Source organism: Caldimonas brevitalea, assembly GCF_001017435.1.
In the GTDB taxonomy this organism is placed as follows: Bacteria; Pseudomonadota; Gammaproteobacteria; order Burkholderiales; family Burkholderiaceae_C; genus Caldimonas; species Caldimonas brevitalea.
In genome coordinates, this window is sequence record NZ_CP011371.1 from 6096249 (window position 1) to 6107523 (window position 11275).

Annotated in this window: 11 protein-coding genes; 8 read left to right on the forward strand and 3 right to left on the reverse strand. The window is 64.8% G+C overall.

What is annotated here, in order from left to right:
* Nucleotides 1–104 precede the first annotated feature (104 nt).
* On the reverse strand, nt 105–860 hold the full coding sequence (locus AAW51_RS25990) for an SDR family oxidoreductase (RefSeq protein WP_083438592.1): 756 nt from the start codon (nt 858–860) through the stop codon (nt 105–107).
* 210 nt (nt 861–1070) lie between these two features.
* Here AAW51_RS25990 and AAW51_RS25995 point away from each other — a divergent pair, with 210 nt between their 5' ends.
* On the forward strand, nt 1071–1478 hold the full coding sequence (locus AAW51_RS25995) for a winged helix-turn-helix transcriptional regulator (RefSeq protein ID WP_083438593.1): 408 nt from the start codon (nt 1071–1073) through the stop codon (nt 1476–1478).
* 177 nt (nt 1479–1655) lie between these two features.
* On the opposite strand, the gene AAW51_RS26000 is transcribed toward AAW51_RS25995, so the two are convergent.
* On the reverse strand, nt 1656–2798 hold the full coding sequence (locus AAW51_RS26000; RefSeq protein WP_047196938.1) for a hypothetical protein: 1143 nt from the start codon (nt 2796–2798) through the stop codon (nt 1656–1658).
* Between the two features lie 506 nt (nt 2799–3304).
* Between AAW51_RS26000 and AAW51_RS26005 the strand changes: the two genes are divergently transcribed.
* The 5 genes from AAW51_RS26005 to AAW51_RS26030 all read left to right on the forward strand — a co-directional run bounded on the left by AAW51_RS26005 (nt 3305) and on the right by AAW51_RS26030 (nt 8052).
* Nucleotides 3305–3688, forward strand: a complete 384-nt coding sequence (locus AAW51_RS26005; RefSeq protein ID WP_047196939.1) for a VOC family protein — start codon at nt 3305–3307, stop codon at nt 3686–3688.
* A 388-nt stretch (nt 3689–4076) separates the two neighbouring features.
* Nucleotides 4077–5645 (forward strand): hypothetical protein, encoded by a 1569-nt coding sequence (locus AAW51_RS26010; RefSeq protein WP_157360046.1) that lies wholly within the window; start codon nt 4077–4079, stop codon nt 5643–5645.
* 225 nt (nt 5646–5870) lie between these two features.
* Nucleotides 5871–6662, forward strand: a complete 792-nt coding sequence (locus AAW51_RS26015; RefSeq protein WP_047196941.1) for a PEP-CTERM sorting domain-containing protein — start codon at nt 5871–5873, stop codon at nt 6660–6662.
* 325 nt (nt 6663–6987) lie between these two features.
* Nucleotides 6988–7341 carry a DUF4180 domain-containing protein gene (locus AAW51_RS26025; RefSeq protein ID WP_047196943.1) on the forward strand — a complete coding sequence of 118 codons (354 nt, stop codon included), beginning with the start codon at nt 6988–6990 and terminating at the stop codon, nt 7339–7341.
* Nucleotides 7342–7521: 180 nt separating this feature from the next.
* Nucleotides 7522–8052 (forward strand): hypothetical protein, encoded by a 531-nt coding sequence (locus AAW51_RS26030; protein WP_047196944.1) that lies wholly within the window; start codon nt 7522–7524, stop codon nt 8050–8052.
* A 114-nt stretch (nt 8053–8166) separates the two neighbouring features.
* On the opposite strand, the gene AAW51_RS26035 is transcribed toward AAW51_RS26030, so the two are convergent.
* On the reverse strand, nt 8167–8400 hold the full coding sequence (locus AAW51_RS26035; protein ID WP_047196945.1) for a hypothetical protein: 234 nt from the start codon (nt 8398–8400) through the stop codon (nt 8167–8169).
* Between the two features lie 243 nt (nt 8401–8643).
* Here AAW51_RS26035 and AAW51_RS26040 point away from each other — a divergent pair, with 243 nt between their 5' ends.
* On the forward strand, nt 8644–10905 hold the full coding sequence (locus AAW51_RS26040; protein ID WP_053013922.1) for a type VI secretion system Vgr family protein: 2262 nt from the start codon (nt 8644–8646) through the stop codon (nt 10903–10905).
* A 1-nt stretch (nt 10906) separates the two neighbouring features.
* Nucleotides 10907–11272, forward strand: a complete 366-nt coding sequence (locus tag AAW51_RS26045; protein WP_047196946.1) for a hypothetical protein — start codon at nt 10907–10909, stop codon at nt 11270–11272.
* The last annotated feature ends 3 nt before the right edge of the window (nt 11273–11275 follow it).

Here is an 11275-nt window from a genome sequence, read left to right on the forward strand (position 1 = left end):
GGCGGTGCCGCTATTGTTTTCATGTTCTCGAACGCCGCCCAGGCGGCCGGCGTGAATTATGACGGGAAGGCCGTGGGAGCGGCGCCGGCCGCCCTCGTGGCCCGTCAACCCGGCACGGCGACCGTCGACAGGCCACCGTCCACCGCCAGCTCGACGCCGGTCGTGAAGGTGGCGTCGAAACCCAGGAAGAGCGCGGCGCGTGCCACCTCGATCATGTTGCCGTGGCGCTGCATTGGCGTGATCGCATCGCCCAAGGCCGAGACCTCGGCTCGCTGTTCCGGAGTGAGGCCCGCAAGGCCGAGTGTCGGGGTGTCGATGAAGCCCGGCGCCACCGCGTTGACCCGGATGCGCCGGGGCAGCAACTCGGCGGCGAACGAGCGCACGAAGGCCGTCACCGCGGCCTTCGTGCCCAGATAGACCGACATGCCGGGATTGGCCGGCGCCGGCGTCACCGTCGTCATCGTGATCGAGCCCCCGTCGGCCATACACGGTGCCAGCCGCTGTACGGTGAAGAACGCGCCTTTGGTGTTGATGCCGAAGTGCTGGTCATAGCTGTCCTCGCGGACTTGGTCGAACGACTCGAAGGCCGCCGTCGCAGCGAACACGAACAAGGCGTCGACCGGCGTGCCCGACTCTCGCACCCGGCGTGCGAGCACGTCGATGTCGGCGAGGCTGGCGACGTTCGAACGCAGGACCGTCGCCCTGCCCGCCAGCTCTGCCTGCGCCCTGTCGACGTTCTCTTGGTTGTGCCCGGTGATCAGCACGCGGGCGCCGGCCTCTGCCAGGATCTCTGCCGTTGCGCGGCCCATGCCGTGGGTGCCGCCGATCACGATGACGTTCTTGCCTGCGTATGGACTCACAAAAAATCTCCGTTTCGAAAGGGCCCAGCTGAGACACCCTGCCAGCGCCCGCCCGCTCCGCTGGCAAAACAGAACGGACTCCGGGCGGCGACTGATCGATACTCTCTTCACCAGGCACGGGTTGAAGGTGCCTGCATGATCAGGACCCTTCCCCTGTGCCTCAAGTACTTACGACGATGTAAGCACCCTGCCATGCGACACGGAGAGAACATGAAAAAGCAGCCAGACCAGACACCTGAGTGCGGGCTGGGCCGCGCCCTGGCTGTCATCAAGGGGAAGTGGAAGCCGAGCCTCATCTGGGAGCTGCACCAGCGCCCGATCCGCTTCGGTGAACTGAAGCGCCGCTTGCCCGGCATCACCGAGAAGGTCTTGTTCGAGCAACTGCGCCAACTGGAAGTCGACGGCATCGTGCACCGCGAGGTGTATGACGAGCTGCCGGCGCGCGTCGAGTACTCGCTGACGACGTTCGGGGCCGGTCTGAACGCAGCGGTGCATGAGCTGGCGGAGTGGGGAAAACGCCTGCCTTCACCGACCTCCGCGGTGGCGGAGCGCCCACCGTTGCCCGAGGGTGTGATACGTGTGTCGCGCGGCGTGCGCCTCCACGATTCGACGTCCTGAGCCGCAGCGGGTGCTCGTGCCCTGTCGGCATGGAAGGTGGCCGAGTTCATCGGCCACCCTCCATGGCGACAGAGCTTCCCTGTGGTCCACCCAGTGCTCGGCGACACGCGCCCGCCTGTGCGCAAGGTGGCCCGGCGGACCCAGCCCGTTCAGCTGGGCGGCCAGCGCACGCAGGTGCTACGGCTGGAGCGTCGATCCACTGATCTGCGGCACGCCGTTGCCGAGATAGAAGATCCCGGGCAGGCCCTGAGTCTCGAAGCCTTCGCTCTTGTTGGCCGACAGGAACGAGTTGCTGATGCTCAGGGTGCCGCTGCGGTCGTTGCTCACGAAGAAGATGGCGCCGCCTCCTTCGTTGGCCGTGTTGTTCGTCATCCGGCTGCCCTGGATGCGCAGGTTAAAGGTGTTGCCGTCGTTGTAGATGGCACCGCCGCTGCCACCGCCGGGCGTGCCGCTGCGCGCCGGGTTGGCCCCTACGCCGATCGCTCTGTTGTGCGTGAACAGGCTGTTGATCACGGTGAAACTGACGCCGATGGAGGACAGGGCAGCACCGTTGCTGCAGAAGTTGCCCAAGTCGCTGCGCCCCCCAAAGGTGGAGTTCACCACGTACAGCGGCAGGTTCTCGTATTGGCTCAGGGCACGAACGGCGCCACCGCCGACGTCTGGACCGGTGGCATCGCACTGGTTGCGAAAGAAGCGGCTGTTGACGATCTTGAGCCGGCCGCCCCGCGCGAACACGGCACCGCCTCCATAGGCGCCTGCGGCATTGGTCCCACTCGCAGCGCCGTCGACGAAGGTCAGGTTCTGCAGCGTGAGTTGCGGATGGTCCTGGTTCTGGCAGTGCGAGGTGGTCCACACCTGTGCCTGGTCGCAGGTGTTCATGTAGAGAATGCGGCGCTGGCCGCTGCCCGACAGCGTGACCTTGCCGCCGCCGTCGATCACGATCTTCGCTCCGGTGTTGTTGACGATCTTCGCAGTCTCGTGCAGGTGGATCGTGACCGGCTCGCTGCCGCAATTGAAGGTGATCACGCCGCCCTTGGCCACCGCCGCGACAAACGCAGCGCTGGTGCAACTCGCCGCGGTGCCGGTGCCGACGATGGTGCGGGGGTTGGAGACGTCCTCTGCCTGGGCGTCCGAGGGTACCGTGGCGCCGCCGGGGTGGCCTGCCGCAGGCAAGGAATCGTTGGGCGGGTTCGGCGTCGGATTGGGCGTCGTCGGTGGGGGCGGCGCGGTGTCATCCGATCCAGAGGAGCCCCCTCCGCAGGCCGACAACACGGCCGTCAAGATGAGCGACAGGGCTATGCCATGCCACGGTGTTCGCATGGCGTTGCCTGTTTCCTTGTGCATATCGAGAACCTTCTGTTGTTCTGTCGTTCTGTTGTTTCGGTGAAAGATCAGCGCAGGGCTCGGCGGTGGTGTCGCCTCGACGAGTGCCCTTGCAGGATGTCGTGTGCATCCCGGCCTCCTTCGCTCTCAGGCATTTTCTGAACGCCATATCGAAGGTGGTCCGATGCTAGACGCGCAGCCACCTCGGCTCTACAGGTGTTGCGCCTATTGGTAACGTTCGCGGACCTTCAAGCGAGTCCTCACATTGCCATCTCACCAAGGAAGGTCGCTCGAGAGCGGCGGGCTTGATCCGCAGCAAAACACGTTCAGTGTTTGAACTCAGATGTTGATACATCGTCTGCTGCCGCATGGCGACGTCCTGCGACCTGACTTCGTTCCTTGCCAAAGGCGAGGCGCGCAGCGGCGCCGATCATGGGGACGCTCGAGGTCAAAACAGGTTGCAGTTGTAGAGTTTCAGCTATCGCCCCCGCCTGGAGAAACGAATGTCCGTTCAACTCAATCACACCATCGTTCCTGCGCGCGATCCGCGGAGCTCTGCGGCTTTCCTGGCCGAGATGCTCGGGCTGCCGGCGCCGGTGCCTTACGGCCCCTTCTACGGCGTGCAACTCGACAACGGCGTTACGCTCGACTACAGGCAGGTGAACGGCGAGGTGCACTGGCAGCATCTCGCCTTCCTGGTCAGCGAGGCCGAGTTCGACCAAATCTTCAGCCGCATCCGCGCGCGCGGCCTCTCCTACTGGGCCGACCCGGGGCACCGCCACGCCGGCAGCATCAACCACCACGACGGCGGGCGAGGCCTCTACTGGGACGATCCGGACGGCCACACACTCGAGATCATCACGCGCCCTTATGGCAGCGGCGGCTGAACGGCGTGCCCGGTGGAAGCCTGGGCATGATCGGTCTTCTGCGCGTTTGAGTCTTAGCCGTCGTCAACCAAGCACCGAGTGCGCCCGACTGCACCGGACCGTCATGAGCAAGAGTGATCGCCGGTCGCGCATGAGGCTTCGTCAAGAAGTTGAACTTTTGAAGACTGGCGGCTGAGCCCACCATTCCCACCACGTCGACCCTCCCCCGTCCTTCACCGTCACGCCTTTCATCGCCCACCCCCTTGCATCTCAAGTTACTTGAGGTCCTAGAGTCCGGCCTTCCGGGCCCTAGTAGACGGAACCAGCGCTGATCCCCTTTTTCAATTCGGCCGGCACGCAGCCCTACCGCTGCGTCTTGGCGTGCGCATGTTTTTATGCAAAGGTTCTTATGCGTATTTCCTTGTCGTTCAGTGTTCTGACCGCGGCCGCCCTGCTAGCCGCATGCGGCGGCGGTGGTGATGGCGGTGGCAACAATCCGGATGCGCCTCCCGAGCAGATAGCGAGCGATGTGTGTCAGAACTGGTCGACGGCGGACGCCGTGGAGATCGGCGTGGTCGGAACAGAGGTTGAACGAGCTGACGGCCTGCCCACGGCCGTCGATGCGGCGGTCGCCGTGATGAACGATTGCCAGGCGCTGGCCACATGGACCACGCCGACGGACGAGCCGGGGCGCGACATCGTCAGCTGGACTGCTTTCGACAACTCAGGGCAGTGGATCGAACAGGCGGTCTTGCCGCAGAGCAAGAACGTCCATGCAGGGTGGGGACTGCGCCTGCGGGCGAGCGAGGACGGCCGCGCGGTGCTGGGATGGATGGTGGACCCGGAGTCGCCAGACACCCCGGGGTGGCCGCGAGGTTACTACGCAGCGCGCTTCGAGCTCGGAGCCACCGTGGGTCACGAGGTCGAACCCGTCAAGCTCGAGTCGTCCTATCCCGGGGCGTCGTCCGATCTCGACATCCTGGCCCCCAGAGGTGTTCTCGTCACCAGCCATGTGAAGAGGCCGGAGGCATCGGAGCTGGAGGTGCATGTCTATGCGCGCCACAACGTGACGCCGACCGTGATCAAGGGGCCTGTGGTGGAGCAGCCGAACCTGGCGGTGATGGACAGCTACTACGACTACGACCACGAGAAGCTGCTGTGGCGCTCGGAAGACCGCGACCAGCCGGGTGCGATCCAGTTGAAGATGGCCGACCTCTCCACGGCGCAGGCCGTCCGCGAAGGCCGTCTGATCGGTCGGTACTTTGAGTGCACCCGCGGTTGGGTGAACGGCGCCGGCAGCGCTGCCGAATTTGCACGTCCTTGGACCGTCGCCACATCGTTGACCCCGTACTCGGCCGCGGCGATGGTGGCGCCCACAACCCGTGACATCGATAAGTGCCCGCTGCAGCTGATACGCATCGACCACTCGGCCGGAGGGAAGGTCGACAGCACGCAGATGACCTCCCCCGACACCTTCATCCCGGTGGCGCCTGCCCTCGTGATGGACGAGCACGGCAACGCGCTTGCGGTGTGGAAGGAGGCGGTCGACCACGGGCCTTCCCTGCCCGCGAAGTTGATGTGGTCCGCCTCGATCCAGGGCGGCCCGTGGTCGACGCCGCAAGCGATCCCCACCTTGGCGCCGCTCGGCTCCGTGGTGTCGCGCGGCAGCATCGCGTTGGCGATGAACGGGGACGGCAAGGCGGTCGCCGCTGTCATCGCCCAGGACGGCAACGCGCAGCCGACGAAGGAGTTCGTGGTCTACGGTCGTTTCGACTTCACCGGCGGATGGAGCGAGTGGAAGAAGACGGCGGATACGAGCAAGCTCTCGGCACCCAAAGTCGGGATCAACCGCAGCGGAGCCGCCATGCTGGTGTACACGGCCACGACCCATGACCTGGATCGTGAGGACGGCGGAGCGCCCGACGCCTTGCCCGGCGACACGCCGGCGTCCCGGCGCGTCTACGCGCTGCGCTTCTAAGCGTTGCCGCGGTTGGCGACCGAGGGCGGTCGCCACCGCACCCACTCCGGCGCCGCACTCCCTCGTGCACAGCGGCGTCGCCCCAAATCCACGCAGCGTTGCTGCGCCGCGTCAAGCTTGCAGAAGTTTGCAGCATCGAGGAGCAGCTTCGGATATTTTTCGCCCGCTCGGGGAGTGCTGCTGCTCCATGCCGAGCAAATCAACTCATAACACTCAGGAAGCCTTATGCACAACGTGTCCCGCTGGACGGCCCTCGCGGCCGCCGCTTTTCTGTCTTCGATGGTGCCGTCCGTCCACGCCGCGCCGACCTACGCCGGGTCGGTGGAGGTCAGCGGCATCCGTTTCATCACCGGGGACCTGGCCCCCGACGACGGCCAAGCACCTTCACTCGAATTCACCGAGTCGGGCAGCTTGTACAGTCGCTCGGAGTTCTACTACGGTGGCCACTGGCACGATGATGAGTTCGAGGAGGCGGCAGCGTTCCAACCCCTCGTTGACACGGACTCCCGCGGGAGCTCCACCACCACCCTCACCGCATCGGCGGACGGCATGCGGACGACTGGCAGCGGCGAGGGGGACTACGCCCACTTCACGAGGACGGCCATCACGAGCCTCGACGGCATTCGGGTCGCCCCGATGACCTCGGTCACCATCACGGGCACCGTGACACTGTCACTTGAATGTGCCCAACCGGCCGGGATGACGTGCCTCGGGTCCGGCGATTTTCCGCACAACTGGATGACCTTCAGGTTCCACGAAACCGATACCCGCGACTGGTCGACCTCCCTCACCGAGTTCGAAGGCCTGCCCTGGGACTTCGTCGGCACCCGCGACGTGACGCAATCGTTCTCGCTGCACCTGGAGAATCAGACGGACCAGGCGCAGTTCGCCCGATTCACCATGTCTCAAGGGCTGGCGCTTGGCAACATCTCGCCTGTTCCGGAACCCGGGACTTACGCACTGATGGGCCTCGGGCTCGCCGCGGTGGGCTTTGCCCGGCGTCGCCGGGGCGCCTAGTCGCAGGCGCGCTCGCTCCCGTGGGCGCGGGCGCTCCCCGCGCTCACGGGACACTGACAGGGCGACAGTCTTCAGGCGCCCTGTCTATGGCAAAAGCGATGGGTCCACGTCGCAACAGGCAGAAACTTTCACATCAAACGTACGATGAGCCCGACGCCCGGCGAGTCGGTCTTCTGCTCCAGCTCACGTGGGTCCATGCTCCAGGCCCGAGCCACGTCGAGCACATCGTCTTCAGACGGGATCGGGTCTCGCTGCTCGAGATCAAGCCGCTGCCGCGCCAGCATCCTCGAAATGCCCGGCGCAACCATCCAAGAGGGCAATTTGCATGGACTATTCCGTTGATGCGGACATGTCGCCGCCATTGATCGAGTGCCTGGGAGGCGTCGAGACAGTGGGTGACGCGCTGAGCTTGATCGCCGCCTGCGGCGAACACGACACCGACCGGGTGCTGCTGCAGGCGAGCGCGTTGCCGCCGTCGTTCTTCGAGCTGAGCACGGGTTTCGCCGGCGAGTTCATCCAGAAGCTGGTGAACTACCGGCTGCGCGTGGCCGGCGTGTTCCCGCCGGACCGTGCCTACCCGGAGCGGTTTCGCGAGTACCTGCTGGAAGCGCGCCGCGGGCCGCAGTTCCGCGCCTTCGTGCAACGGCCCGATGCGCTCGTGTGGCTCGGCTCCGTATGAGCCGCTCGAGGCGGGCATAGGCGCTCTGCAGCACGTCGCCCCCAAACTGCCCCCCGTCCGGGGGGCATCGGAATGCAGCGTCGCTTCTCTACACTTGCCGAAGGCGATCTGCTGGCAGCAACTTGCACGTCGTGCCAGCTGGCATCAACAGCGCCGAGGTCAAGCGTAAAGGACCACGCAATGAGCTTCACCGCAGAAGAGTTGTATGAGTCCCTGGGCAACACGCCTCGGTTCCGTGGCCGTATCCATTGGGCCACCCGACCGGTCTTCGCCGGCCTGCACGGCCACCTCTACCTGTTCCGGCAGCGGCGCGCCATCACCGACGCGCAGCTTGCCGCCACCACCCACCGCAGCGGCGATGTCGAGGTGTGCCTGATGCGCATGGACGGGATCCCCATGATCTATGTCTCCCACGGCGGCGTGGCGGCGGCCACCGTGTTCGTCCCCGACCGCGAGAGCGGGATCGAGCGCTTCGAATGGGTGGCCCACACTCACCCGCTGGAGATGGGCACCGCGCAGGAACGCATCGCTCAAGGGGCGACGGCGGCCGACCGGACGGCGCTCGAGCGCATCCACGAACGCTGGGGCCAGACTCGTTCGACCATCGTGGTGTGCCGTGCGGGCCGGGTGGTGCGTGCGGTGCCCTTCGCGATCGAGCGTGATGGCCGCATGCCCCCGGGCACTGGGCAGCTGTGGCGTCCCTCGGACTGACGCCGCAGCGCGCCGAGTGCGCACCGCGCTCGGTCCGGTGCGATGGGCACTGGAGGTGATATCTGAAACCGCTGCTCGCGCAACGACCGGTTAGCGTCGTTGCCTGGTTAGGGTTCACCGCGCCTCGGCGTTCTGCGTGATCTTGAGCTTGAGCACTTCGTACTCTTGCGGCAAGGTCGTCTGTGAACCCGACCTCCTTGGGCTGTACACCAGCAGGTCCAGTTCCGTCTTGTCGGTGGGAACCGAGCTGAAGCGGTCTTTCACGGACGCGATGTCGATCACCTTGTAGCCATTCCTGGTGGGCAGGTTCCAGGCGTCCCAGCCGTTGAACGCGTACCTGCCGCCCACAATGAGAGGCCACCCCAATGCCAGCCAGTGTCAATGCGTGGGTGGGCAACGCTCATCACGGCGGGTGGGCCGCGCAACGTTCGCAATTGCTTCAAGGTGAACGCGATTCTTCTCTGCTGAAGTTCCCTGACAGGCTTGACAGCCCTAGTAGTAGGGGGTGTTGACCGTGGCCCGTGTTCCCTAGCATGACGTCTGTACCAATCGCCTTGCGCGGCGGCCCACCTCACCTGGAGCCTTCGACACATGATGACCAGGACCTTCCAACTCGTCACGCCGCTCGGTTCCGAGGTGTTGAAGTTCCACCGACTGGTCGGACGCGAGGAACTGGCGCGCTTGAGCGAGTTCGAGATCGACGCGCTGGGTGAACGGGAGGATCTCGATCCCGACCAGATCCTAGGCCAGAGGATCGCCGTGCAGATCGAGCTGCCAGCGGGTGGCTATCGCTACCTCAGCGGGCACGCGACCCGCTTCGCTCAGGTCGGCTTCCATGGCCGGCTTCACCTCTACCGCCTGACGATGCGGCCCTGGCTCTGGTTTCTCACGCGCACAGCGAACTGCCGCATCTTTCAGAAGATGAAGGTGCCCGACATCCTCAAGCAGGTGTTTCACACGCATGGCGATGTCGCGAGCACCAGCTTCGAGCTGAGCGGCGCTTACCGCCAGTGGGATTACTGCGTGCAGTACCGCGAGAGCGACTTCAACTTCGTCAGCCGTTTGATGGAGCATGAGGGGATCTACTACTACTTCCGTCACGAAGCCGACCGGCACACGCTGGTGCTGACCGACGACATGAGCGCGCACCTCCGCTACGCGGGATTCGAACAGATTCCTTACCTGCCCCACGAGCGCGCCTCAAGAGCCGAGACCGAGCATATCGGCGAGTGGCGCTTCGACCGAGAGATACAGCCGGGCCGCTACGTGCACGATAACTACGACCCCGAGAAGCCCCGTGTGCAGCTCGGGTCGAGTGAAACGGTGGCTCGGGCGCATTCGCACGCCGGATACGAGGTTTACGACTACCCGGACAAACATTTGACGCCTGAGGAGGGGCAGGACTATGCACGCGTCCGCATAGAGGAACTGCAGGCCTGCTACGAGCGTGTCCAGGCCGCAACGAACTCGCGAGGCCTGTGCACCGGCTACCTGTTCAACCTGATTCGGCAGCCACGTCAAGACCAGAACCGTGAGTACCTGGTACTGGCGTCCGAGTATCAGATGGAAGGTGAAGACTACGAGTCGGGCGACGGCGAGGGGACACGCTTCTCCTGCCGCTTCACCGCACTTCCGAGTCACCAGCCGTTTCGGCCTGCCAGACTGACGCGCAAACCGATCGTCCAGGGACCGCAGACGGCAGTGGTGGTGGGGCCGGCCGGCAAGGAGATCCACACCGACGCCCAGGGCCGCGTCAAGGTTCGCTTCCATTGGGACCGTTACAGCAACGGGGACGGCAACAGCTCCTGCTGGATACGCGTTTCGCACCCCTGGGCCGGCAGGAGCTTCGGCATGATGGCAGTTCCCCGGGTGGGGGAGGAAGTCATCGTGGACTTCCTCGAAGGTGACCCGGATGGTCCGGTGGTGACGGGACGTGTCTACAACAAAGAGCACATGCCACCCTGGGCCCTGACCGAGCACGAGGCGCGCACCGGCATCGTGACTCGCTCCACTCCGGGCGGCTCGACGAGTACCGCGAATGAACTGCACTTCGAAGACAAGAAGGGGCAGGAAGAGATCTTCCTGCATGCCGAGCGCCAACTGCGTACCGAGGTCGAACTCGACGAGCTCCGCGACGTCGGAAACGACCGCAAAACCGACATCCATGGCACCGATCGCCTCACGGTGGACCAGGAGCGCCACGAGCATGTGAAGGGCGCGCAACGCAACTTGAAGGTCGATCAGGTCAGCCGCCGGCGTATCGAGGGCGGCGAGATCGAGGACATCTTCAATGGCCTGAGGACGACCGTACGCGGCGGCGAGCACCATACCGTGTCGGATGGCGGCCAGATCAACCACATCACCGGCGACGTCAAGGAAGACGTGATCGGCAAGATCGACCAATACGCGAGCTCAGGCATTGGTGTGACCACACCGCTGAAGTACACGGTGTCGGCCACCAACGGCATCGACCTCACCTCTACCACGGGCCCTTGCTTCGTGACGGCCGTCGGTGGCGTCACGATCAATGCACCTGCACTCAACCTCGTCGGCGGAGCCTCGGTCACGGGCGTCACGCCCAAGGACACCTGGTTCAAGCAGACGGACTACCGGGTGACAGGCTTGGCGGCCAAGGCGACGTTGATGAACGTCGAAGTTAGGGGCGCGAACTTCGAGGGCAGGGGCGTCAGCCTGGTCGCTGTTGGCTTTAAACACGACGTGGCCAAGGTCGACAAAGTGGTCAACGTGATTCGCCAGTCCAGTGCGGCTCTAGAAGTCAAGAAGGTCGCCACTGCCGCCTACGTAGATGCCGCCATTTGGATGGGAAAGTATGGCGCATTCATCATTAGTTAAGATGGAAATTGAACCGGCCTTCGCCGTCGCTGTCATCGTCACCGTGCTGATCTTCGCGTTTCTCGGCTATGAAACGCTTCGCAGCCGCCGTAACGATGAGCGCATCCGCACAACCGGCAGGCCAGCGACGGTAGTGGTCGTCTCCGCGACGCAGACCGGCACCTGGATCAACAACAACCCCGAGCTGGCGCTCAAGCTGAAGGTGCGCGAGGAAGGAACGGCCGAGCGGGATCTGGCGGTCGAGGCGGTGGTGCCGGTGCAGGCCGCCGCTCTGTTCCTGCCGGGCGGGGTTCTGCGGGTGCGTCTCGACCCGCAGAACCCCGACACCTTCGTCTTCGACGAGCCCTGGGCGCGCCCTCCTGAATAGGGA

What these genes read in the sequence shown, in the direction of transcription:
- AAW51_RS25995 (WP_083438593.1), top strand. Translation starts at nt 1,071, where the DNA reads ATGAAAAAGCAGCCAGACCAGACACCTGAGTGCGGGCTGGGCCGCGCC.
- AAW51_RS26000 (WP_047196938.1), bottom strand. Translation starts at nt 2,798, where the DNA reads ATGCGAACACCGTGGCATGGCATAGCCCTGTCGCTCATCTTGACGGCC.
- AAW51_RS26005 (WP_047196939.1), top strand. Translation starts at nt 3,305, where the DNA reads ATGTCCGTTCAACTCAATCACACCATCGTTCCTGCGCGCGATCCGCGG.
- AAW51_RS26010 (WP_157360046.1), top strand. Translation starts at nt 4,077, where the DNA reads ATGCGTATTTCCTTGTCGTTCAGTGTTCTGACCGCGGCCGCCCTGCTA.
- AAW51_RS26015 (WP_047196941.1), top strand. Translation starts at nt 5,871, where the DNA reads ATGCACAACGTGTCCCGCTGGACGGCCCTCGCGGCCGCCGCTTTTCTG.
- AAW51_RS26025 (WP_047196943.1), top strand. Translation starts at nt 6,988, where the DNA reads ATGGACTATTCCGTTGATGCGGACATGTCGCCGCCATTGATCGAGTGC.
- AAW51_RS26030 (WP_047196944.1), top strand. Translation starts at nt 7,522, where the DNA reads ATGAGCTTCACCGCAGAAGAGTTGTATGAGTCCCTGGGCAACACGCCT.
- AAW51_RS26040 (WP_053013922.1), top strand. Translation starts at nt 8,644, where the DNA reads ATGATGACCAGGACCTTCCAACTCGTCACGCCGCTCGGTTCCGAGGTG.
- AAW51_RS26045 (WP_047196946.1), top strand. Translation starts at nt 10,907, where the DNA reads ATGGAAATTGAACCGGCCTTCGCCGTCGCTGTCATCGTCACCGTGCTG.